This is a genomic window from Streptomyces sp. NPDC020379 (genome assembly GCF_044387105.1).
Classification (GTDB): Bacteria; Actinomycetota; Actinomycetes; order Streptomycetales; family Streptomycetaceae; genus Streptomyces.
The window spans coordinates 34,329-54,992 of sequence record NZ_JBIRVR010000020.1 but is presented as its reverse complement, the minus strand read 5'-3'; the positions used below and the strand labels follow the sequence as shown (position 1 = coordinate 54,992).

Here is a 20,664-nt window from a genome sequence, read left to right as displayed (position 1 = left end):
CGAAGCAGTGGATGCGGTGCTCACCGGAAAGCGTCGATGCCGGTGAGCGCCTTCCCCAGCACCAGCTGGTGCATCTCCACCGTGCCCTCGTACGTGAGCACGGACTCCAGGTTCGTCGCATGCCGCATGACGGGGTATTCGAGGGAGATCCCGTTCGCGCCGAGGATCGTCCGGGCCGTGCGGCAGATCTCGATCGCCTCGCGCACGTTGTTGAGCTTCCCGAAGCTCACCTGCTCCGGCCGCAGCGTCCCGGCGTCCATCCGCAGCCCCAGGTGATGGGCGAGCAGCAGGCCCTTGTGCAGTTCCACGGCCATGTCGGCGAGCTTGGCCTGGGTGAGCTGGAAACCACCGATGGGACGGCCGAACTGCTCCCGCGTCCGCGCGTAGTCCAGGGCCGCCTCGAAGCTCGCGCGGGCCGCGCCCAGAGCACCCCAGGTGATGCCGTAGCGGGCATGGCTCAGGCAGCTCAGCGGACCCCGCAGGCCCTGCGCCTCCGGCAGGATCGCGTCGGCGGGGAGCCGCACCTCGTCGAAAATAAGCTCGCTGGTGACCGATGCACGCAGTGACCACTTATGGGTGATTTCCGGCGCGGAGAAGCCGGGGCTGTCCGTCGGTACGACAAAACCACGGATGCCGGCGTCGGTCTGCGCCCAGACGACGGCGACGCCCGCCACCGAACCGTTGGTGATCCACATCTTGCGGCCCGTCAGCACCCAGTCGCCGCCGTCGCGCTTGGCGTACGTCCGCATGCCGGCCGGATCCGAACCGTGGTCCGGCTCGGTCAGCGCGAAGCAGCCGATGATCTCGCCCGCGGCCATGCCGGGCAGCCACCGCTGCCGCTGCTCCTCGGAACCGAAGCGGTGGATCGCGTACATCGCGAGGGAGCCCTGGACGGACACGAGCGAGCGGATGCCGGAGTCCGCGGCCTCCAGCTCCAGACAGGCCAGGCCGTACTGCACGGCGCTCGCGCCCGCGCAGCCGTAGCCGGTGAGCGGCATGCCGAGGGCGCCTATGGCACCGAGTTCACGGGTGAGTTCACGGATGACGGGGAGTTCGCCGCGCTCGTACCACTCGGCGATGTGGGGCAGGACGCGGTCGGCGGCCCACTGGCGCATGGTGCTGCGGACGGCGAGATCCTCGGGCGACAGCAGGTCGTCGATGCCGAGGGGGTCGTGCGGGTCGAACGGCTTGCGTGACATGGCCGGCCTCCGGTGATCTTCGGGTCAGCCCGCACGCTAATCCGCTCGCCGCGGGGGCGTCCAGGGGGTGAGCTCCTGCCACCTTCCGCCTGCGGCGGGCTTGTTCCCCTACCCGCCCCTTCCCGGCCGCATCTGATGTGCGGCTCGCCGCGTGGGGGCTCGCGCCCCAGACCCCGCAACACGCTTCCCGCCGCAGGCGCCGGCAACCCGCACCCGCCTACCCCTCAGCCACCTCGCCCCGCCCGCAGTCCATCGTCCGAGGCAGTCGCAACGCGGCCACCGCCCCCACAAGAAGCAGAGCAGCGCTCAGCAACAACGTCACATGCAGACCGTGGATGAAAGCGTCGCGGGCCGCCGCCCGCAGCGCCGGCCCCGCTGGAGCCGGCAGGCCGGCGGCGACCTCGTACGCCTCGCCGAGCGAGTGGCTCGCGGCGGCCGTCGCCTCGGACGGCACACCCCGCGTTCCGGCGACGCCGGGCGCGTACGTGGCGTTCATGACGCTGCCGAGGAGGGCTATGCCGATGCCCGCGCCGAGTTGGTAGGAGGTCTCACCGATCGCGGCCGCCCCGCCCGCGGACTCCGGCGGTGCCTCGCTGAGCATCGACTCGTACGCCCCGAAGAGCGTGGTCTCCAGGCCGAAGCCGAGGAGGACGAAGCCCGCGACGAGGAGCCTGGGCCGGTCGTCCGCGCCCATGGCGATGAGGGAGAGCACGGCGGCGGCGGTCAGGACGAAGCCGAGGCCGACCATCAGGCGTGGGCCGAGCCGGTGCAGCAGGCGGGAGCCCACGAGTCCGGCGGCCATCGCGGCGAGGGTGAGGGGCAACAGCCGCAGCCCGGTCTGCAGGGGCGTGAGGCCGAGGACGAGCTGGAGGTACTGCGCGGCGATGAGCTCCAGCCCGACGAGCGCGAGCATGGCGAGCACGATGCAGCCGACGGAGGTGCCGAAGGCGGGCCTGGCGAACATCCTGAGGTCGACGAGCGGGTGCTCGCGCCGCCGCTGCCTGCGGATGAAGAGGACCAGCAGACCCGCTCCGACGGCGCCGGGCACGATCGTCGCGAGGGTCAGCGGCGGCTCGCCGCCGCCGATCCGCTTCACGGCGAGCACCATGCCGAAGAGGCCGAAGGCGGCCATCAGCGCGCCGAGCACGTCCCACGGCCCGTCGCGCTCGCCGGTGGACTCGGGCAGCAGCCGGCGTCCGACGGGCAGACTGACGGCCATCAGCGGGATGTTGATGAGGAAGACCGAGCCCCACCAGAAGTGTTCGAGGAGGAGGCCGCCGAGCAGGGGGCCGAAGGCCGCGCCCACGGCGGCGACCGCGCTCCAGATGCCGACGGCGAGGGCGCGCTCGCGCCGGTCGGGGAAGACCTGCCGGAGTATCGAGAGCGTCGCGGGCATGATCATCGCGCCGCCGGCGCCGAGCAGCGCGCGGGCCCCGATGAGCACCTCGGGGCTCGTGGCGAAGGCGGCGAGCGCGGAGGCGACGCCGAAGAGGCCGTAGCCGAGCAGCAGCACCCGGCGGCGTCCGACGCGGTCGCCGAGGGTGCCGAAGAGGATCAGGAGCGAGGCGCAGACGAGGGGGTAGACGTCGACGATCCACAGCAGCTGGACCGCGCCGGGGCGCAGGTCCTCGGTGACGGCGGGGACGGCGACGTGCAGCACGGTCGCGTCGACGGCGACGAGCAGCAGGCTGACGCAGAGGACGACGAGGACGGTCCAGCGATCGGCCCCCGCGCCGCGCTCCCGGCCGGGCCGTGGCTGGAGCCACTGCCCGCGCCGGATCCGCTGCCGGGGGACGCCCGCAGCCCGTCGGTCGCCGGCTGTGGTCGTCCCGGACATGCTCACCTCCGTGTCGTGCGCTCGCGGCCGTCCGCGGGCCCGAAGGGCGTGGACCGGCGGGATCGAGGGCGAGTGAGTCGACAGCGTACGCGAGTCCCGGGCACGGATCCGTGCTCCTGGTCACGCGGTGGTCCGCCCGCCGGGGGCGTGTCGCGCGTGCTGGACAATGGGCCGGGTGACTCATCTCGTTTCCCCCGCCGGTACGGACGCCGGGGCGGGCTCCGTGCCGGCCGCTCCGCCGGTGCGCGGGGCGCTGCGGCACGCCGCCCCCGCCCTGCTGCTCTACGCGGGAGTGCGCGCGCTGGGCATCGTGGTGCTGGCGGTGTGGGGCGCGGTGGCGGGCAAGGACCCGCACCAGCTCCTCTCGGCCCGCTGGGACTCGCTCTGGTACAGCCGGATAGCCGAGGACGGTTACGGCTACACCCTTCATCTGGGCGGCGACAAGGTCCACTCGGATCTGGCGTTCTTCCCGCTGCTGCCGTGGCTGGAGCGGGGGCTCTCGGCGGTCTTCCCGCTCTCCGCGGCCGACGCGGGTCTCGTGGTCAGCGCGGTGTCCTCGCTGGGCGCCGCCTGGGCGGTCTTCCTGATCGGTGACCGCTGTCACGGGCGGCGCGCGGGCATCGCGCTGGCGGTGCTGTGGGCGGCCCTGCCCGTCGGCATCGTGCAGTCGATGGCGTACTCGGAATCGCTGTTCACCGCGCTGGCGGCGTGGAGCGTCTACTGCGTGCTCACCGGGCGGTGGGTGTGGGCCGGATCACTCGCCGCGCTGGCCGGGCTGACCCGGCCGGTGGGCGCGGCCGTGGTCGCGGCCGTGTGGATCACGGCGGCGGTCACCCTGTGGCGCGACCGGCGGCGGCCCGGCGCCCGGATGCTGCTGGGCGTGCTGCTCGCGCCGCTCGGCTGGCTCGCGTACTTCACCTGGGTCGGCGTGCGGACCGGCAGCGTGACCGGCTATCTGGACGTGCAGGGCGGCTGGGGCAACGGCTTCGACGGCGGCATGGCCTTCGGCTCCTTCGTCGCGGGCCGGCTGGCGGGCCCGGCGTGGCCGGCGGGCGTCGGGCTGCTGGTGGGCGTGGCCCTGGTGGTGTGGCTGTACGCGAAGGGGGTGCGGCAGCGCCAGCCGCTGCCGCTCCTCGTCTACGCGGGGACGGTGCTGCTGCTCGCGCTGACGGCGAAGGGCTACTTCGGTTCGAAGCCCCGCCTGATGATGCCCGCCTTCACGCTGCTGCTGCCGCTCGCGGTGGCGGTCGCCCGGCTGCGGACGGTACGGGCGGTGCTGACGGTGGCTCCCCTGGTGCTGGTGTCGGCTGTGTACGGCGCGTTCTGGCTGCACGGTTCGGGCCCGCCGTGATCGAGTCCGGCGTGCTCGAGTCCACCGAGATCGAATCCGCCGGTGCGGGCCGCCGGGCCCCGGGGCGGCCCGCGCGGGAAACGTCACGGAACGCACCGGCCAATCGGCGATAAACGACGGCGCACAAAAGCAATTCGACGGGGGCACCGTCAACTACCGTGGATCCGGGCTTCTTTAAGCGCTTCTTATTCCGCGGAATCAAACGTGCTGTACGTCATGTTTGAGACGCATTCCACATCACATCGTCATCACAAAGCGCCTCGATCGGCCGAACCCTCCTGTCACGCAATGTAACGTCGATTGGGTGCGTACCAACGACGAGCTCGTCCATCCGGAGGAGCGCCCGACCGAGCCCGTGCGGCCGCGGATGACCCGGACCCGTCTCGGGATCTTCGTGGCGACCTCCGTGGTCTATCTGGCGATCGTGGTCGGCGTGCTCACCACGTCCTGGCCGGTGCGGTTCGACTGGCAGGTCATGCTCTTCCGCCCGTACAAGCAGTGGCCGGAGATCCACACCTTCCTCGACTACTTCGTGGTGCTGGGCCAGCGCGGCCCGACCGCCGTCGCGGTGGCCGCCTGGCTGGGCTGGTGCACCTACCGGCAGAAGACGCTGCGGCCGCTGCTGGTGCTGGGCACCTCGCTGCTGCTGCTCAACGCCACGGTGGGCGCCGCCAAGCTGGGCATGGGGCGCCTCGGTCCGCACTACGCCACCTCGATCGGCTCGAACGAGATGTTCGCGGGCGGCGACATATTTCCTTCGGGCCACACCGCGAACGCCGTGGTGACCTGGGGCGTTCTCGCCTATCTGGCCACCACGCCGCGCACCCGCCGGATCTCCTCGGTGATCGCCGCGATGCTGGCGCTCGGCGTCGGCATGACGACGGTCTATCTCGGCACCCACTGGATGAGCGATGTGACGCTCGGCTGGAGCGCGGGGCTGCTGGTGCTGCTGGCCCTCCCCTGGTTCGAGGTGCCGATGGCCCGCGCCGAGACCTGGCTGCTGGCCGCCTGGCACCAGGTGCGCTCCCGCACCGTGTCCCTGCCCGCGCCGGCCGCCCCCGTCGCGATCGGCGGTCCGCGCCCCGCGGGGGACGACCAGCGGCCCGTCCGCGAGCCGGTGGGCGTCGGCGGCCGTACGGGCGCGCGCGTGTCCGACGGCCGGCCGCACCTGTCGCCCAAGCCGCACACGGTCCGCTCCGAGCGCACGCCGGTCACGCCGGGCGGCAGCCGCCGCCCGCCCAGCCCGGACCGCGCACCGCGCACCGCGCCGCTCGGCCCGGCCACGGGCCGCGGCCGCACCGTCGGCAGCTGACGGCCCCCGAGGTACACACCGCACAGCGGCCCCGGAACCCTCCGGGGCCGCTGTGGCGTTCACGGGAAGGCAGCCGGGTCAGCCCTTCCAGCAGCGTCGTACGGAGCCTTCCGCGACCTCGAAGTTCAGCCTGCCCACTTGGTATTCCATGGTGACGACCGTGCCGGGCGCCAGCGCGCGGACGGTCGCCCAGCCGCGCGCCCGGGCGCGCTCGGAGGCGTGCGCGACCTCCAGCCCGACGTAGGCGTCGAGGTCGTCGTGCGGGTCGGCGGGGACGTTCGGTAGAGGTGCCATGAGGCCACCGTAGGCGCCGGGGCCGGACCGCGACAGCGACGCCCCCGAGCACGGACCCATGCGCTCCGGGTCCGTCACCGGTCACGCTTGTGTCACAGAGAACTCCCGCCGGTTTACCGGGTCCGGTATCACCCGTACGAGCCTTCTCGCCCCTCCTGCCCCGCCTTCACAAGGCTTCGCCGGTAAATACACGCGGCCTTCCCGGAATGTCCTCGACAACTGCCAGGACCGCCCCGGGAATTCCCCCGTACGCCGCCGCCCGTAAATACTTCCTGCGCATTTACAGGCCATCGGCCGTACCGCCGTTCCGGGCTTCCGTCCGACTATCCGGAATACATTGTTCCGTCAAGGTTCCCCGCCCTTTCCCGGCCGGGAACACTCCCGCGCCGCCAAGGGGTTTGGCGGGGCGTCGCCGCGGTACCCGCCACGCCGAGGCCCCCATGACAGACACATCAGAAACACCACATGAATCCGACAAGGCAGACAAAGCGCGGCGGGATCGGGACCCGGCGCCCCTGGAACTCCTGCGCGCGGCCCGCGATCAGCTCACCGAACTGACCGGCATGCGGCCCGAGAGCGTGTCCCGCTTCGAACGCGCGGAGGACGGCTGGGTCCTGGAGGCCGAAGTCGTGGAGATCACCCGCGTGCCCGAGACGATGAGCATCGTGGCCCTCTACGAAGTGACCCTCGGCCCCGACGGCACCCTCACCGGCTACCGCCGCCTGCGCCGCTACGAACGCGGGCGGGCCGACCGCCGCTGACGCGGCCTCCTCACCAGAGGCACAAGAGAGGCACAAGAGAGCCATAAGAGAGGAAGTGTCCGGCATGACCGTTGTCCCGGCACAGGAGACCGGGGGTGCGGGCGGCACCAGCGGCCTGTACGACGTACTGGAACTCGTCCTCGACCGCGGCCTGGTGATCGACGCGTTCGTCCGCGTCTCCCTGGTCGGCATCGAGATCCTGAAGATCGACGTACGCGTGGTGGTGGCCAGCGTGGACACCTACCTGCGGTTCGCCGAGGCGTGCAACCGCCTCGACCTGGAGGCCGGCCCGCACCGGAGCGCCGGTCTGCCCGACCTCGTCGGCGAGGTGACCGAGAGCGGCGCCCGCGGCAAGACCAAGGGCGCGCTCTCCGGCGCCGCGCAGACCGTCACCGACGCCCTGGGCCAGGCCAAGGACAAGGGCGAGGCCCGCGTCCGCCGCGCCACCGGCTCCCGCAAGGACAAGGAGGAGAGCGAGTGACCACCTACGTCTACGGCATCGCACGCGGCGAGCGGACCGGTCTCCCCGACGGCCTCACCGGCATCGGCGACCCACCGCTCCCCGTGCGCGTCCTCGGCGAGGACGGACTGTGCGCCGTCGTCAGCGACTGCCCCGAGCGGCTGCGGCCCAAGCGCCGTGACCTGCTGGCCCACCAGCAGGTACTGGCCGAGGTGGGCAAGCGGTCCGCGGTGCTGCCCCTGCGCTTCGGCAGCGTCTCCGACAGCGACGAGAAGGTCCGCGCCGTCCTCGCGGAGCACGCCGACCGCTACCGCGCGCAGCTGCGGCGGCTCGACGACCGCGTCGAGTACAACGTCAAGGCCATGCACCGCGAGGACGCGGTGATCCACCTCGTCCTCGCCGAGAACACCGAGCTGCGCGCCCTGGCGGAGGCCGACCGGGCGACCGGCGGCGGTTCCTACCAACAGCGCCTGCGCTTCGGCGAGCTGGTCGCCGAGGCCGTGCGCGAACGGGAGGACCGCGACGCCGTACTGGTCCTGGACACGCTGACGCCGCTGGCCGAGGACTCCCGGCCGGGCCCGGAGAGCACCGGCTGGTTCGTGAACCTCTCCCTGCTCGTACCGAGGAGCGGCGCCGAGGACCTGCTCGCCGCGGTGGGCCGGCTGGCGGAGGCGCAGCCTCAGCTGGACCTCAAGGCGAACGGGCCGCTGCCGCCCTACAGCTTCGTCGAGTCATGACGTTCATCGGCTGGGTGCTGCGCCAGGTGCTGGCCGAGGCGGAGCGCATCCACCACGACCCGGCCACGATCCGGGCCGAGCTCAAGGAGCTGGAGGCGGGACTGACGAACGGGCTGATCGACGAGGCGGAGTTCGACCGGCGGGAGGACGCGCTCCTCGACCGGCTGGAGGAGGCGCGGCGGCGGGGGGCGGCCCGATGACCTTCCCCAGCCGGCTGCCCGACCCCCAGCCGCCCGCGGGCTCGGCCAATCTCGCCGACATCCTGGAGCGGGTGCTCGACAAGGGCGTGATCATCGCGGGCGACATCCGCGTCAACCTCCTCGACATCGAACTCCTCACCATCAAGCTGCGGTTGATCGTGGTCTCGGTCGACAAGGCGAAGGAGATGGGCATCGACTGGTGGGAGCACGACCCGGCCCTCTCCCCCGGCGGCTCCCACCGCCGGGGCCTGGGCGCCGAGAACGAGCGGCTGAAGGCCCGTATCGCCGAACTGGAGGCACGGGAGACGACATGAGGACCGACACGGACACGACCACCGGAATGCTGCTGTACGCCTACGCCGTGGCCCGGGACGCCGACCTGCCGGCGGCCGGGCTGACCGCGGTGGCGGAAGTGGAAGGAGTGACGGGCCGGCCCGTGCGCGCCGTGCGGGAGCGGGGCCTGATGGCCCTGGTGGAGGCGGTCCCGGCGACGGAGTTCGACGAGGCGCCCCTGCGGGAGCACCTGGAGGATCTCGCCTGGCTGGAGCGCGTGGCACGCGGCCACCAGCGGGTGGTCGACGCGGCCACGGCCCTGGCCTGTGTGCTGCCGCTGCGCCTGGCGACCGTCTACCGCGACGAGGCGGGCGTGCGGCGGATGCTGACGGCCGGGCACGAGGAGCTCACCACGACGCTCGGCCGGCTCGACGGGCGGGACGAGTGGGCCGTGAAGGTCTGGGTCCCGCCGCGGCCCGGGCCGGAGCCGGATCCCGCCGCCGGCGACCGCTCCGGCCGGGCCTATCTCGCCCGGCGCGGTGCCGAGGCCCGGGCCCGCGAGGAGGCGCGGCGGCACGCGGACGAGACGGCCGACAGCGTCCACTCCACGCTGCTCGCCCTCGCCGAGGAGGCACGCTTGCACCCCACCCGGGACACCCGGCTCTCCGGCCGTCCCGGCCGTAACGTCCTCAACGCCGCCTATCTGGTGCGTCGCGAGCGCTCCGACCGGTTCCGGTCGGCGGTCGGGACGCTCGCGGACCGCCCGGACGGCCCGCTGGTGGAGCTCTCGGGGCCGTGGGCGCCGTACTCCTTCGTCACCCGGGGCACGCCGTGACCGGCCCGCCGCCGCTCGCGCCGCGGCAGGAGCTGTCCCTGCTCGACGTCCTCGACCGGCTGCTCGCGGGCGGCGTCGTGGTGGCCGGGGACCTCACCCTGCGGATCGCCGACGTCGATCTCGTACGCATCGACCTGCACGCCGTGATCGGCTCGGTGGGCGACCAGTTGCCCTCGCCGTGGGGGCCGCCGGCGAAGGAGCCGGTGAAGAAGGAGGTGGCGCCGTGACGCGCCGGCTGGAGCTCGACGAGGACACCGTCGAGCGGGATCTGATGCGGCTGGTACTGACGCTCGTCGAGCTGGTGCGCCGCCTGATGGAGCGTCAGGCGCTGCGCCGCGTCGACCAGGGCGACCTGACCGAGGACCAGGAGGAGCGGATCGGGCTGACGCTGATGCTGCTGGCCGACCGGATGGCCGAACTGCGGGCGCGCTACGGGCTGGACGCCTCCGACCTGAATCTGGACCTCGGCCCCCTCGGGCCGCTGCTGCCCCGCGACTGACCGCCGGGCGCACCCGACGCACCCTCGCGCGAGGGGCGCGCGACGAGCATCATGGCGTGAGCCCGAAAGCCCGTCGACAATGACATCGAGGGAGCGCAGATGGGGACGGACACCGCGCACGCGGCCGCCGGTCCGGTCCGGGAGCGGCGGCCCGGCCGGATCCTGGTGGACTGGCTGACGACCACCGACCACAAGAAGATCGGCCACCTCTATCTGATCACGTCCTTCTGCTTCTTCCTGGCCGCCGGGCTGCTGGCGATGCTGATGCGCGCCGAACTGGCGCGCCCCGGTCTCCAGTTCATGTCGAACGAGCAGTTCAACGAGACCTTCACCGCGCACGGCACGATCATGCTGCTGCTCTTCGCGACGCCGGCCTTCGCGGGCTTCGCCAACGCGATCATGCCCTTGCAGATCGGCTCGCCGGACGTGGCGTTCCCCCGGCTGAACATGTTCGCCTACTGGCTCTATCTCTTCGGCGGGCTGATCGTGGTGAGCAGCCTGCTGATGCCCGAGGGCGGCGCCGCGTTCGGCTGGACCGGCTACGCGCCGCTGAGCAGCGCGGTCCGTTCGCCGGGCACCGGCGCGGACATGTGGATCATGGGTCTGGCGCTGTCGGGCTTCGGCACGATCCTGGGCGCGGTGAACTTCCTGACCACCATCATCGGGATGCGCGCGCCCGGGATGACGATGTTCCGGATGCCGGTCTTCACCTGGAACGTCCTCTTCACCTCGATCCTGGTGCTGCTGGCGTTCCCCGTGCTGGCGGCGGCGCTGCTCTGCCTGGAGGCGGACCGGCGGTTCGGGGCGCAGATCTTCGAGGCGCAGAACGGCGGGGCGCTGCTGTGGCAGCACCTGTTCTGGTTCTTCGGCCATCCCGAGGTCTACATCATCGCGCTGCCGTTCTTCGGCATCATCTCGGAGATCATCCCGGTGTTCTCCCGGAAGCCGATCTTCGGGTACGCGATGCTGGTGGGCGCCACGATGGCGATCACCGCGCTGTCGGTGGTGGTGTGGGCGCACCACATGTTCGCCACCGGCGCGGTGCTGCTGCCCTTCTTCTCCTTCATGTCCTTCCTGATCGCGGTGCCGACCGGGGTGAAGTTCTTCAACTGGATCGGCACCATGTGGCAGGGGTCGCTGTCCTTCGAGGCGCCGATGCTGTGGGCGGTCGGCTTCCTGGTGAGCTTCCTCTTCGGCGGGCTCACGGGCGTGATCCTGGCGTCACCGCCGCTGGACTTCCACGTCACGGACACCTATTTCGTGGTGGCGCACTTCCACTACGTGGTGTTCGGGACGGTGGTCTTCGCGATGTTCGCGGGCTTCTACTTCTGGTGGCCCAAACTCACCGGGAAGATGCTCGACGACCGGCTGGGCAAGCTCCACTTCTGGACGCTGTTCGTGGGCTTCCACACCACCTTCCTCGTCCAGCACTGGCTGGGGGTGGAGGGCATGCCCCGGCGGTACGCGGACTATCTGGCGGCCGACGGCTTCACCGCGCTCAACACGGTGTCCTCGATCGGGGCGTTCCTGCTGGGCCTGTCGACGCTGCCGTTCCTCTACAACGTCTGGAAGACCGCGCGCTACGGCAAGCGGGTCGAGGTCGACGACCCCTGGGGCTACGGGCGTTCCCTGGAGTGGGCGACCTCCTGTCCGCCGCCCCGGCACAACTTCCTGGCGCTGCCCAGGATCCGCTCGGAGTCACCGGCCTTCGACCTGCACCACCCGGAGGCGGTGCGGGAGGCGGAACCGCCGGTCACGGCGCCCGGAGCGGCCCGGTCCTGAACAGGCGTCGGCCCGCGGCGGAGGAGGGCTACGGTCCTCCGCCGCGGGCCGCGTTCATCTGTGCCCCCACGTGCCGTCATGGGGCACCGCTCACCACCGGTACCAGCGGCCCCTCGAACCCCCGGCCCCTGTGGACCGGAAGAGGAAGCCGAGGAGCCAGATCACCAGGACCGCGACCGCGATCCACCACAGGATCTTGACGGCGAAGCCGACTCCGAAGAGCAGCAGGGCCAGCAGCAGGACGAGCAGGACAGGAACCATGGTTTTCGCACCTCCATGGATGCGAGTGCCCTCCTGTCCCCGAACCACACGCCGCACCGCCCCGCGGGCCGGTGGATCAGCGCGCGGTGGGCGGGCGTTCGTCGACCCGGATCGCGAGGTTGTTGTCGGCCGTGTAATACGGGCCGGCTTGCGCGGGCGCGTACGAGGCGTCGACGGTCCGCGCGGGGTAGACGAAGATCTGCTTCTTGTCGGCGACGTCGTCCAGGATCCGGGCGACGCGGGCGGTCTCCGCGCCCTCGGCGCCACGCACCCAGAGGTCCCAGACGTCCAGCCCGCCCCGCCACTCCTCGGCCAGGGCCGCGAAGGGGAGCGTGCAGGTGAAGTCCTGATCATCGGCGCCCTCTTCCTTGGCCGGGGCGACGGGGACCCTGCGGACGCGCTCGGGGTCCCGGCGCAGGCGGGCCTCGAGCACGGCGCCGGCCAGCCAGGCGGCCGGGTCCGCCACCCGGTAGAGGCGGCCGCGCAGGGTCAGGCCGGTGGCGTCCAGGAGGAGGTCGCCGGCCTCGGCGTGCGGCCCGCGCAGCCAGCTGCGCAGGGAGAGGTTGCCGTGCTTGGTCGTGTACGGGATGCGGACCGCCAGCGGGGAGGTGCTGGGGCCTGGTCTGCGGTCGACCAGCGAGCGGAGGTCGGCGAGGCCGGGCACCAGGCGTCTGGGCTCGGCGTCGGCGCAGGCGGCGTAGACATCCCAGCGGCCCTCGGGGAGGGCGACGGTGCTGGGCAGGACGGCGCGCAGCCGGCCGTCGCCGTCGGGCGCGAGCGGCAGCCTGATCTCCTCGGGCTCGCCGGCCTCCTCGGCGCCGCCGCGGCGGCGCAGCACCAGGGCCGCGGACCAGTCGCCCGGGGTGTCGGCGAGGCCGGGGGCGTCGAGGTCGAAGGTGAGCCCGCCCGCGGAGTCCGCGATGCAGTCGACGCTCGGATCCTCCACGCCGAAGGGCTGGGGAGGGGCAGACACGATGGCGGGCTCCTCGGGTGTGCTGGCCGCGTGCGGGGTGGCGGACGGGCCGGTGGGTTCGTCGGGTGAGGTGTGCCCGTGGGGCACGGCGGGGTCGGTGGGAGGCGTCATGCGGCCCGCCCCTTCCGCAGGGCGGTGCGGCTCCTGTCCTTGGTCCGCAGCGCGCTGCTGAGCAGGGCTCCCCGGGTGCGGTGCAGCGAGCCGCGCAGGCCGCCGCGCGAGGCCAGGTCGGTGAAGAGCGCCTCGTAGCGGCCGGCGACCTCGGCCGGGTCGAAGCGGGCGGAGCTCGCCAGGGCCGCCTGCCCCATGCGCCGCCGCAGGTCGTCGTCGTTGATCAGCTTCAGCAGGCCCCCGGCGATCGCGTCGGCCTTGCCGGTGGGCACCAGCAGTCCGTCGACACCGTTGTCGATGATCTCGCCGGGGCCGTGCGGGCAGTCGGTGGAGACGACGGGCAGGCCGCTGCGCATCGCCTCGACGATGGTCATGCCGAAGGACTCCAGGCTGGAGGTGACGGCACCGATGGAGCCCTTGACCCACTCGGCGTCGAGGGGGGTGGCGGGGCCCATGAGGTAGACGTGGTTGTAGAGGCCGCGCTTGTCGATCTGCGCGCGCAGCTTCGCCCGCTCCGCGCCCGCTCCGTAGATCCGCAGCCGCCAGTCGGGGCGCTCGGCGACGACCTTCTCGAAGGCACGGATCAGCAGGTCGTAGCGCTTGGCGGGGGCGAGGCGGCCGGCGGCGATCACCCACTTGCCGGTGGAGTCGGCGGGGGCGAGGGCGGGGGCGGGGATGCTGTTGGGGACGGCCTCCACTCGCACTCCGGGCAGCCGCATCAGCTTGCGGTAGGTCGCGGCGTCGGCCTCGGTGACAGTGGTGACGGCGTCGAGCCGGGGGTAGTGCGTGCGCAGGGTCAGCTTCAGCTGCGGGGAGTGCGTGCTGAGCGTCAGGTGCTCCTGGCCGACGCGGGCGACGCCGTGCCGGGCCTGCTGGGCGATGTGCACGTTGAGGCCGGGCCGAGTGCCGACCACGACGTCGCAGTCCAGGCTGCGCAGGTGCTCGGCGATGCGCCGGTCGGTGAGCGCGCTGTACTGCTTGTAGCGGCCCTCGGTGGCGGGGAAGACGGTGGCGGGGCGCTCGTACTCCGGGTCGTCGCCCTCGTAGCCCGGGGTGCCCTTGCGGAGATCCACCAGGTGGCGCAGGCGCACCTTGGGGCTCGGCGCGAAGACGGGCTCCTCGCGGTGACGGAAGACGGAGACGATCTCCACGTCGTGGTGCTCGGCGAGCGTGCCCGCGAGGTTGTACGTGGTGCGGATCGTGCCGCCGATGCCGTACGCGTTGTGAATCAGGAATGAGATGTGCATTCGTCCCCGTATGCAGCCGTTTCGCCGCGGACATTCCGTGCAGCCCGCCTACCGAGACATTAGACCGTGGGGAAGGCTTCGGGGTTGGCCCTGATCACCAACTCGTTCTGCAAGCGATGGCGAATCGGTAGCGGAGCCGGGAACTTTCGGCCGTTCTCGCCGGTCCGCGCCGGGCCCCCGGCCCCGAGCGTGACCCCTGCCACGGATCGTCCGTTGTCTTCCCGAGAGCCGGGAACCGCCCGGCGCACACGCACCCAGTCCGAGGAGCCACCCGTGCCTCGCATGCTCGACGTCAGTGACGACGTCCGCGCCGAGATCGGCGATGAGGAAGCCGACCGTCTGCTCGGCGGCGACAACGCCCCCGGCAGCTATGACTGCACCTCCTGCCGCACCCCAGGCGACACCGAGCGGGAGCCCACCAGCACGGTGCTCTTCGTCGGCGAGGAGACGGCCGTGCTCGCCTTCGCGCACGCCGCCTGCATCCCCTCCCAGGTCGTCCCGGTCTCCGAGGAGCAGCTCCAGGGCGCCGTCCGGTCCATCACCGGCGAGGGGGGCGCGGCGCAGGCCCCGGTGGGGCCGCCCGTGGTGCCCATCGGCACCGACGGGCCGGTCCAGGCCGAGCTCGGGGTGACCAGCGGGCTGGTCCTGGTCGACGGGGACCTGCACCCCGCGCTGGTCGTCGAGCCGCTCGCGCCCATCGCCCGGCCGGGCACCAGCGGCCCGGTGGACGTCTTCCTGCCGCTCCTGATCGAGCAGGGCTTCACCCCGGTCGCCGCCATCGACCAGGTGCCGCCGCCCACCCCGGGCTGGTCGGTGCTGCTGGCCGTCGGCCGGCTGCACGCGATCCTCCAGCCGGGCACCGGGGGCGGCACCCCGTCGGCGTGGTGGCAGGCGCACCAGGCGATGGAGGTCGCCCAGGAGTGGCGCTCGGCGGTCAACAAGACCAAGAAGGTGCTGGTCTTCGCGGCGCCCGTCGGCACGATCGGCCAGCAGCCGCGTGAGGACCTGCTCCGTGACGCGCTGGACCGCGCCGCCGCGCGCGGGCAGCTCGTCGCCGCGTCCATGCCGCTCGCGGGCACATGAGTCACACCGTGCTCCCGCTGCCCATGCGTCACACCGCCACGGGCCATTACCGGCCCGGCCCGCATCCCCCGGGCCACGGACTCGTTGGCTCGGATGTGCACTCATACGAGCCTGCCCCCCGGATCCCGTACCCCCATCACATCCCCGGCATGCGCCCACCCCGCGAAGCCGCCCCGCAGAGCCACACCTCCTCGGTGACCCCGATCTACGACGCGCTCTACGCCGAGTACCGCCGCTCGTTCCGGGCGCTCCCCTTCGACCGGACGGGCGAGGAGGAACTGCGGTTCGCGGGGTTCGGCCACCAGCTGGTGGCCCACGGCCACTACGGCGGGCAGGGCCATTTCGGCCAGCTCGGCGGCCAGCCCGCGTATCCGGGCCACTCGGGGTACACCGCCGCGTGGGACACGTACTACGGGCGGCAGCGCGGCGGGCATGTGCCCGCCGCGCTGCCGCCCGCGTCGCGAGACGGCCGCGTCCGCGGCTTCTGAGCCGGGCCGAGTCACCCCGGGCCCGGCCGTCGGGGCCCGGGCCTCCGCCGCGTCCCCGCCCTGCGCAACCGCTACTTGTAGCGTCCGCGCTTCTCCCGCACCCGCACGGAACTGTGCCTGCCCGGGGGCACCCCCCGGACCCCCGGCCGAACCGGGTGCGAACCCTCGCTACTTGTTACGCCCGCGCTTCTCCCGCACCCGCACGGAGATGTGGATCGGCGTCCCCTCGAAGCCGAACTCCTCGCGGAGGCGGCGCTCGATGAAGCGGCGGTAGCCCGCCTCCAGGAAGCCGGAGGCAAAGAGCACGAAGCGCGGGGGCTTGGTGCCCGCCTGCGTGCCGAAGAGGATGCGCGGCTGCTTGCCACCACGGACCGGGTGCGGGTTGGAGGCGACGATCTCACCGAGGAAGGCGTTCAGCCGCCCGGTGGGGATGCGGGTCTCCCAGCCCGCGAGGGCCGTCTCGATCGCCGGGACGAGCTTCTCCATGTGGCGGCCCGTGCGCGCCGAGACATTGACCCGCGGCGCCCACGCGACCTGCGCGAGCTCGGTCTCGATCTCGCGCTCCAGGTAGTAGCGGCGCTCCTCGTCGAGGGTGTCCCACTTGTTGAACGCCAGGACCATCGCACGCCCGGCCTCGACGGCCATGGTGATGATCCGCTGGTCCTGGACGCTGATCGACTCGCTGCAGTCGATCAGGATGACGGCGACCTCGGCCTTCTCCACGGCGGCCGCGGTGCGCAGCGAGGCGTAGTAGTCCGCGCCCTCCTGGAGGTGGACGCGGCGGCGGATGCCGGCGGTGTCCACGAACTTCCAGGTCACGCCGCCGAGCTCGATCAGCTCGTCGACCGGGTCGCGGGTGGTGCCGGCCAGCTCGTTGACGACGACGCGCTCCTCGCCCGCGACCTTGTTCAGCAGGGAGGACTTGCCGACGTTCGGGCGGCCGATCAGGGCGATGCGGCGGGGGCCGCCGGTGCCGGCGCCGCCGAAGGTCTGGGCGGGCGCCTCGGGCAGCGCCTCCAGGACCGCGTCGAGCATGTCGCCGGTGCCACGGCCGTGCAGGGCGGAGACGGGGTGCGGCTCGCCCAGGCCCAGCGACCACAGGGCGGCGGCGTCGGCCTCGCCGGACTGGCCGTCGACCTTGTTGGCGCAGAGCACGACGGGCTTGCCGGCCCGGCGCAGCAGCTTGACGACGGCCTCGTCGGTGTCGGTGGCGCCGACGGTGGCGTCAACGACGAAGACGACGGCGTCGGACGCCTCGATGGCGTACTCCGCCTGTGCGGCCACGGAGGCGTCCAGGCCGAGGACGTCCTGCTCCCAGCCGCCGGTGTCGACGACCTTGAAGCGGCGGCCGGCCCACTCGGCCTCGTAGGTGACGCGGTCGCGGGTGACGCCGGGCTTGTCCTGGACGACGGCCTCGCGGCGGCCGATGATGCGGTTCACCAGGGTCGACTTGCCGACGTTGGGGCGGCCGACGACGGCGAGCCGGGGCAGCGGGCCGTGGCCGGCCTCCTCCAGGGCGCCCTCGATCTCCGAGGCGTCGAAGCCTTCCTGCGCCGCGAGCTCCATGAACTCCGCAAACTCGGCGTCGCCAAGCTCACCGTGCTCGTCGCCGGAGTGGATCTGGTCGTTCATGAAGTCCGTTCCTCGTTCATCGTCATCGGTGGGCCGCTGTGCGCGGTCCACTACTCGAAGTCTCGCGGGGGCCGTGAGGTCTCCCCCGGAATGACACCGGGGCGGCCGGTGAGCCGCCTGGCGTCGGCCAGGTGCGCGGCGAGGCGCTCCTGGATCGTCACGGTCGCCTGGTCCAGCGCCGTGCGCGTGCGCCGCCCGCTGCCGTCCCCCGCCTCGAAGGCGTCGCCGAAGACGACGTCGACGCGGCTGCGCAGCGGCGGCAGGGCCCGTATCATCCGGCCGCGGCGCTCGGCGCTGCCGAGAACCGCGACGGGCACGATCGGTGCCCCGGAGCGGACGGCGAAATAGGCGAGCCCGGCGCGCAGCGACGCGAAGTCGCCCTCGCCGCGGGTGCCCTCGGGGAAGATCCCCAGGACGCCGCCGTGCTCCAGGACCTCCAGCGCACCGCTGATCGCGGTGCGGTCCGGGCCCGAGCGGTCGACCTTCAGCTGGCCGATCCCGCGCAGGAAGGGATCCAGCGGTCCGACAAAGGCTTCCTTCTTGATCAGGAAGTGCACCGGCCGGGGCGCGGTGCCCATCAGCATCGGGCCGTCGACGTTGTGGGAGTGGTTGACCGCCATGATGACGGGCCCCGCGGCGGGCACCCGCCAGGCGCCCAGCACACGGGGCTTCCACAGCCCGTACATGAGGCCGATGCCGATCCGCCGGCCGACGGCGGCACCGGACGCGGAGGCCGTCGCGCCGCCCGCCTCACGCACTCCCGGTCACGCTCCGCCGCTCCTCGACGAGGGTGACCACGCACTCGATGACCTGATCGAGTGTCAGGTCGGTGGTGTCCACCTCGACCGCGTCGGCGGCCTTGGCCAGCGGGGAGGTCTTGCGGCCGGAGTCGGCGGCGTCCCGCTTGACCAGGGCGGCCTGAGTGGCGGCCAGGTCGCTGGCCTCCTTGCCCTTGAGCTCGCCGCTGCGGCGGGCGGCGCGGGCCTCGGCCGACGCGGTCAGGAAGATCTTGAGGTCGGCGTCGGGCAGCACGGTGGTGCCGATGTCCCGGCCCTCGACGACGATGCCGTGCGGCGCCTCGGCGGCGATGGCCCGCTGGAGCTCGGTCAGCCGGGCGCGGACCTCGGGGACGGCGCTGACGGCGCTGACCGCGGAGGTGACCTCCCGGGTGCGGATGGGCGCCGCGGCGTCGGCCCCGTCGACCGTGATGCTCGGCGCGGACGGGTCGGTGCCGGAGACGATCTCCGGCTTGCCCGCGGCGTCGGCCACCGCGGCGGCGTCGTCGACGTCGATGCCATTGCTCAGCATCCACCAGGTGATCGCCCGGTACTGGGCGCCGGTGTCCAGGTAGCGCAGCCCGAGCTTCGCGGCCACGGCCTTGGAGGTGCTGGACTTGCCCGTGCCGGAAGGACCGTCGATGCCGACGACGACTGCTGCCGGTGCGATCCGGGCGGCGGTTACGGCATTGCCGGCGTTGTTCACGGTGTGAGACACCTTCCTCGTGCACGGGGGTTACGTTTCGGCGGTGCGGACGGTGCGTCCTATACAGCCTCAGACAAGGTTACTGGCTCACCGCCCGTCCTCTCGCCGGGCCTACTGCCGGATCGACCAGCCGCGGTCCGTCAGGGCCGTGATCAGCACCGGCACGGCCCGCGGCTCGACCATCAGCTGCATCAGGCCCGCCTGCTGCCCGGTGGCGTGCTCGATGCGGACGTCCTCGATGTTGACGCCCGCCCGGCCCGCGTCGGCGAAGATGCGGGCCAGCTCGCCCGGCTGGTCGCCGATGAGGACGGTCACCGTCTCGTACGCCGTGGGGGCCGCGCCGTGCTTGCCCGGGACGCGGCCGCGGCCCGCGTTGCCGCGGCGCAGGACGTCCTCGATGCCGGCCGCGCCCGCCTCCCGGTCGTCCTTGTCCGCGGAGTCCAGCGCGCGCAGGGCCCGCACGGTCTCGTCGAGGTCGGCGGCGACGGCGGAGAGGATCTCGGCGACGGGGCCGGGGTTGGCGGAGAGGATGTCGAGCCACAGCCGCGGGTCGGAGGCCGCGATCCGGGTGACGTCGCGGATGCCCTGGCCGCACAGGCGCACGGCGGTCTCGTCGGCGTCCTGGAGGCGGGCCGCGACCATGCTGGAGACCAGCTGCGGGGTGTGGGAGACGAGCGCGACGGCCCGGTCGTGGGCGTCGGCGTCCATGACGACGGGGACGGCCCGGCACAGGGAGACCAGTTCGAGCGCGAGGTTGAGGACCTCGGTGTCGGTCTCGCGGGTGGGGGTGAGCACCCAGGGGCGGCCCTCGAAGAGGTCGGCGGTGCCCGCGAGGGGCCCGGAGCGCTCCCGGCCGGCCATGGGGTGCGTGCCGAGATAGCCGCTGAGGTCGCAGCCGAGCGCCTCCAGGTCGCGGCGGGGACCGCCCTTGACGCTGGCGACGTCGAGATAGCCGCGGGCCCGGCCGCCGCGGATGGCCTCGGCGAGGGTCCCGGCGACGTGCGCGGGGGGTACGGCGACGACGGCGAGGTCGACACGGCCTTCGGGCTCCTCGTCCGTGCCGGCGCCGAGGGCGGCGGCCGTACGGGCCTGGGCGGGGTCGTGGTCCATGAGGTGGACCCGGACCCCGCGGCTGTGGAGCGCGAGCGCGACCGAGGTGCCGATCAGTCCGGTACCGATGACGAGAGCGGTTCTCACTGACGGTGTCCTTGCGGAGAGCGGAGAGTGCCCGCCCAGCCTAGGTCGTGCCCGGCACGTCCCGCGCACGGGCTCCGCCGGTGGCTCGGCGCCGGCCGCCGCGAGTCGGCTCCGCCGCGTCGCCCTCCGCCGCCGGACGGCTTGAATGTGCTGGTCATGGTCCGCGGGATCCGGCCCGGCAGGGCCCGGACACGGACTCCGCGCCACGTCCGGGAGCCCTCCCCGGCGATGGTCCGCCCGTGGAGCCCGGCGACCCGGTACAACCATGTACATGATCTACCACGTGGTGCCCCTGGACGACTGGCTGGCCGTGCCCGACCGCCCGTACTCCCCCGCCTCCCTCTCCGACGACGGCTTCGTGCACTGCTCCCCCGACGAGGAGACGACGCTCGCGGTGGCCTCCGCCTTCTACCGCGACACCCCAGGCCCGCTGATGGTGCTGCTGATCGACGAGCACAAGCTGGACGTGATGGTCCGCTGGGAGGCCGCGGACCCGGCGCCGCCGCCCGGAGTCGCGCCCGGCACGCTCTTCCCGCACGTCTTCGGCCGGATCAACCGCGAGGCCGTGGAGGGAATGATGGAGATCCAGCGCGACGAGGAGGGCCGGGCGACGGGGCTCGCGCTCTGGTCCTGAGACACGCGTGCCGTAC

Annotated in this window: 24 protein-coding genes; 14 read left to right on the top strand and 10 right to left on the bottom strand. The window is 72.7% G+C overall.

Annotation, left to right across the window (positions count from 1 at the left end):
- Positions 1 to 20: 20 nt before the first annotated feature.
- Positions 21 to 1,199 (bottom strand): acyl-CoA dehydrogenase family protein, encoded by a 1,179-nt coding sequence (locus ACH427_RS24165; RefSeq protein ID WP_398872396.1) that lies wholly within the window; start codon positions 1,197 to 1,199, stop codon positions 21 to 23.
- A 217-nt stretch (positions 1,200 to 1,416) separates the two neighbouring features.
- On the bottom strand, positions 1,417 to 3,036 hold the full coding sequence (locus tag ACH427_RS24160; RefSeq protein ID WP_398872394.1) for an MFS transporter: 1,620 nt from the start codon (positions 3,034 to 3,036) through the stop codon (positions 1,417 to 1,419).
- 166 nt (positions 3,037 to 3,202) lie between these two features.
- On the opposite strand from ACH427_RS24160, the gene ACH427_RS24155 reads away from it, so the two are divergent.
- On the top strand, positions 3,203 to 4,387 hold the full coding sequence (locus tag ACH427_RS24155; RefSeq protein WP_398872392.1) for a hypothetical protein: 1,185 nt from the start codon (positions 3,203 to 3,205) through the stop codon (positions 4,385 to 4,387).
- Positions 4,388 to 4,691: 304 nt separating this feature from the next.
- Positions 4,692 to 5,699: a phosphatase PAP2 family protein gene (locus tag ACH427_RS24150; RefSeq protein WP_398872390.1), complete on the top strand. Its 1,008-nt coding sequence runs from the start codon at positions 4,692 to 4,694 to the stop codon at positions 5,697 to 5,699.
- 78 nt (positions 5,700 to 5,777) lie between these two features.
- Here the strand turns inward: ACH427_RS24150 and ACH427_RS24145 are convergent, their stop codons facing one another.
- Positions 5,778 to 5,993: an I78 family peptidase inhibitor gene (locus ACH427_RS24145; RefSeq protein WP_398872388.1), complete on the bottom strand. Its 216-nt coding sequence runs from the start codon at positions 5,991 to 5,993 to the stop codon at positions 5,778 to 5,780.
- Positions 5,994 to 6,433: 440 nt separating this feature from the next.
- Here ACH427_RS24145 and gvpO point away from each other — a divergent pair, with 440 nt between their 5' ends.
- The 9 genes from gvpO (at position 6,434) to ctaD (ending at position 11,540) form a co-directional block, all read left to right on the top strand.
- Positions 6,434 to 6,754, top strand: coding sequence for a gas vesicle protein GvpO (gene gvpO, locus ACH427_RS24140; RefSeq protein WP_398872386.1), 321 nt, complete (start codon positions 6,434 to 6,436; stop codon positions 6,752 to 6,754).
- 64 nt (positions 6,755 to 6,818) lie between these two features.
- The gene (locus ACH427_RS24135; RefSeq protein ID WP_398872384.1) at positions 6,819 to 7,235 is read left to right on the top strand and encodes a gas vesicle structural protein GvpA; all 417 of its coding nucleotides are present in this window, start codon (positions 6,819 to 6,821) and stop codon (positions 7,233 to 7,235) included.
- A complete protein-coding gene (locus ACH427_RS24130; protein ID WP_398872382.1) occupies positions 7,232 to 7,951 on the top strand; it encodes a GvpL/GvpF family gas vesicle protein in 720 nt (239 codons plus the stop codon). The genes ACH427_RS24135 and ACH427_RS24130 overlap by 4 nt, the downstream gene beginning before the upstream one ends.
- Positions 7,948 to 8,151, top strand: a complete 204-nt coding sequence (locus tag ACH427_RS24125) for a gas vesicle protein GvpG (protein WP_398872380.1) — start codon at positions 7,948 to 7,950, stop codon at positions 8,149 to 8,151. The genes ACH427_RS24130 and ACH427_RS24125 overlap by 4 nt, the downstream gene beginning before the upstream one ends.
- Positions 8,148 to 8,465 (top strand): gas vesicle protein, encoded by a 318-nt coding sequence (locus tag ACH427_RS24120; protein ID WP_398872378.1) that lies wholly within the window; start codon positions 8,148 to 8,150, stop codon positions 8,463 to 8,465. The genes ACH427_RS24125 and ACH427_RS24120 overlap by 4 nt, the downstream gene beginning before the upstream one ends.
- Positions 8,462 to 9,259, top strand: a complete 798-nt coding sequence (locus ACH427_RS24115) for a GvpL/GvpF family gas vesicle protein (protein WP_398872376.1) — start codon at positions 8,462 to 8,464, stop codon at positions 9,257 to 9,259. Before ACH427_RS24120 ends, ACH427_RS24115 begins: the two co-directional genes overlap by 4 nt.
- Entirely contained in the window at positions 9,256 to 9,486 is a 231-nt protein-coding gene (locus tag ACH427_RS24110; RefSeq protein ID WP_398872374.1) for a gas vesicle protein, read from the top strand. Before ACH427_RS24115 ends, ACH427_RS24110 begins: the two co-directional genes overlap by 4 nt.
- Entirely contained in the window at positions 9,483 to 9,758 is a 276-nt protein-coding gene (locus ACH427_RS24105; protein ID WP_398872372.1) for a gas vesicle protein K, read from the top strand. The genes ACH427_RS24110 and ACH427_RS24105 overlap by 4 nt, the downstream gene beginning before the upstream one ends.
- Positions 9,759 to 9,857: 99 nt before the next feature.
- Positions 9,858 to 11,540 (top strand): cytochrome c oxidase subunit I, encoded by a 1,683-nt coding sequence (ctaD, locus tag ACH427_RS24100; protein ID WP_398872370.1) that lies wholly within the window; start codon positions 9,858 to 9,860, stop codon positions 11,538 to 11,540.
- A 90-nt stretch (positions 11,541 to 11,630) separates the two neighbouring features.
- Here ctaD and ACH427_RS24095 read toward each other — a convergent pair whose 3' ends face one another.
- From ACH427_RS24095 to ACH427_RS24085, 3 genes are all read right to left on the bottom strand, one after another.
- Positions 11,631 to 11,801 carry a hydrophobic protein gene (locus ACH427_RS24095; RefSeq protein WP_398872368.1) on the bottom strand — a complete coding sequence of 57 codons (171 nt, stop codon included), beginning with the start codon at positions 11,799 to 11,801 and terminating at the stop codon, positions 11,631 to 11,633.
- A gap of 76 nt (positions 11,802 to 11,877) precedes the next feature.
- The gene (locus ACH427_RS24090) at positions 11,878 to 12,885 is read right to left on the bottom strand and encodes a hypothetical protein (RefSeq protein ID WP_398872366.1); all 1,008 of its coding nucleotides are present in this window, start codon (positions 12,883 to 12,885) and stop codon (positions 11,878 to 11,880) included.
- Positions 12,882 to 14,132 carry a glycosyltransferase family 4 protein gene (locus ACH427_RS24085; protein WP_398872364.1) on the bottom strand — a complete coding sequence of 417 codons (1,251 nt, stop codon included), beginning with the start codon at positions 14,130 to 14,132 and terminating at the stop codon, positions 12,882 to 12,884. The genes ACH427_RS24090 and ACH427_RS24085 overlap by 4 nt, the downstream gene beginning before the upstream one ends.
- A 273-nt stretch (positions 14,133 to 14,405) precedes the next feature.
- Here ACH427_RS24085 and ACH427_RS24080 point away from each other — a divergent pair, with 273 nt between their 5' ends.
- Both ACH427_RS24080 and ACH427_RS24075 read left to right on the top strand, forming a co-directional pair.
- Entirely contained in the window at positions 14,406 to 15,215 is an 810-nt protein-coding gene (locus tag ACH427_RS24080) for a hypothetical protein (RefSeq protein WP_398872362.1), read from the top strand.
- A gap of 149 nt (positions 15,216 to 15,364) precedes the next feature.
- Positions 15,365 to 15,703 (top strand): hypothetical protein, encoded by a 339-nt coding sequence (locus ACH427_RS24075; RefSeq protein WP_398872360.1) that lies wholly within the window; start codon positions 15,365 to 15,367, stop codon positions 15,701 to 15,703.
- Positions 15,704 to 15,871: 168 nt separating this feature from the next.
- Here ACH427_RS24075 and der read toward each other — a convergent pair whose 3' ends face one another.
- The 4 genes from der to ACH427_RS24055 all read right to left on the bottom strand — a co-directional run bounded on the left by der (position 15,872) and on the right by ACH427_RS24055 (position 20,014).
- Positions 15,872 to 17,335: a ribosome biogenesis GTPase Der gene (der, locus tag ACH427_RS24070; RefSeq protein WP_398872358.1), complete on the bottom strand. Its 1,464-nt coding sequence runs from the start codon at positions 17,333 to 17,335 to the stop codon at positions 15,872 to 15,874.
- 50 nt (positions 17,336 to 17,385) lie between these two features.
- Entirely contained in the window at positions 17,386 to 18,021 is a 636-nt protein-coding gene (locus ACH427_RS24065; protein ID WP_398872522.1) for a lysophospholipid acyltransferase family protein, read from the bottom strand.
- 64 nt (positions 18,022 to 18,085) lie between these two features.
- Positions 18,086 to 18,817 (bottom strand): (d)CMP kinase, encoded by a 732-nt coding sequence (gene cmk, locus ACH427_RS24060; protein ID WP_398872356.1) that lies wholly within the window; start codon positions 18,815 to 18,817, stop codon positions 18,086 to 18,088.
- 111 nt (positions 18,818 to 18,928) lie between these two features.
- Entirely contained in the window at positions 18,929 to 20,014 is a 1,086-nt protein-coding gene (locus ACH427_RS24055) for a prephenate dehydrogenase (RefSeq protein ID WP_398872354.1), read from the bottom strand.
- A gap of 271 nt (positions 20,015 to 20,285) precedes the next feature.
- On the opposite strand from ACH427_RS24055, the gene ACH427_RS24050 reads away from it, so the two are divergent.
- Positions 20,286 to 20,648: a DUF952 domain-containing protein gene (locus ACH427_RS24050; protein WP_398872352.1), complete on the top strand. Its 363-nt coding sequence runs from the start codon at positions 20,286 to 20,288 to the stop codon at positions 20,646 to 20,648.
- Positions 20,649 to 20,664 lie beyond the last annotated feature (16 nt).

Coding starts and splice junctions, on each gene's coding strand:
- ACH427_RS24155 (WP_398872392.1), top strand. CDS start 3,203: ATGGGCCGGGTGACTCATCTCGTTTCCCCCGCCGGTACGGACGCCGGG.
- ACH427_RS24125 (WP_398872380.1), top strand. CDS start 7,948: ATGACGTTCATCGGCTGGGTGCTGCGCCAGGTGCTGGCCGAGGCGGAG.
- ACH427_RS24120 (WP_398872378.1), top strand. CDS start 8,148: ATGACCTTCCCCAGCCGGCTGCCCGACCCCCAGCCGCCCGCGGGCTCG.
- der (WP_398872358.1), bottom strand. CDS start 17,335: ATGAACGACCAGATCCACTCCGGCGACGAGCACGGTGAGCTTGGCGAC.
- ACH427_RS24160 (WP_398872394.1), bottom strand. CDS start 3,036: ATGTCCGGGACGACCACAGCCGGCGACCGACGGGCTGCGGGCGTCCCC.
- ACH427_RS24075 (WP_398872360.1), top strand. CDS start 15,365: ATGCGCCCACCCCGCGAAGCCGCCCCGCAGAGCCACACCTCCTCGGTG.
- ACH427_RS24050 (WP_398872352.1), top strand. CDS start 20,286: ATGATCTACCACGTGGTGCCCCTGGACGACTGGCTGGCCGTGCCCGAC.
- ctaD (WP_398872370.1), top strand. CDS start 9,858: ATGGGGACGGACACCGCGCACGCGGCCGCCGGTCCGGTCCGGGAGCGG.
- ACH427_RS24165 (WP_398872396.1), bottom strand. CDS start 1,199: ATGTCACGCAAGCCGTTCGACCCGCACGACCCCCTCGGCATCGACGAC.
- ACH427_RS24135 (WP_398872384.1), top strand. CDS start 6,819: ATGACCGTTGTCCCGGCACAGGAGACCGGGGGTGCGGGCGGCACCAGC.
- ACH427_RS24085 (WP_398872364.1), bottom strand. CDS start 14,132: ATGCACATCTCATTCCTGATTCACAACGCGTACGGCATCGGCGGCACG.
- ACH427_RS24065 (WP_398872522.1), bottom strand. CDS start 18,021: ATGTACGGGCTGTGGAAGCCCCGTGTGCTGGGCGCCTGGCGGGTGCCC.
- ACH427_RS24115 (WP_398872376.1), top strand. CDS start 8,462: ATGAGGACCGACACGGACACGACCACCGGAATGCTGCTGTACGCCTAC.
- ACH427_RS24145 (WP_398872388.1), bottom strand. CDS start 5,993: ATGGCACCTCTACCGAACGTCCCCGCCGACCCGCACGACGACCTCGAC.
- ACH427_RS24090 (WP_398872366.1), bottom strand. CDS start 12,885: ATGACGCCTCCCACCGACCCCGCCGTGCCCCACGGGCACACCTCACCC.
- ACH427_RS24095 (WP_398872368.1), bottom strand. CDS start 11,801: ATGGTTCCTGTCCTGCTCGTCCTGCTGCTGGCCCTGCTGCTCTTCGGA.
- gvpO (WP_398872386.1), top strand. CDS start 6,434: ATGACAGACACATCAGAAACACCACATGAATCCGACAAGGCAGACAAA.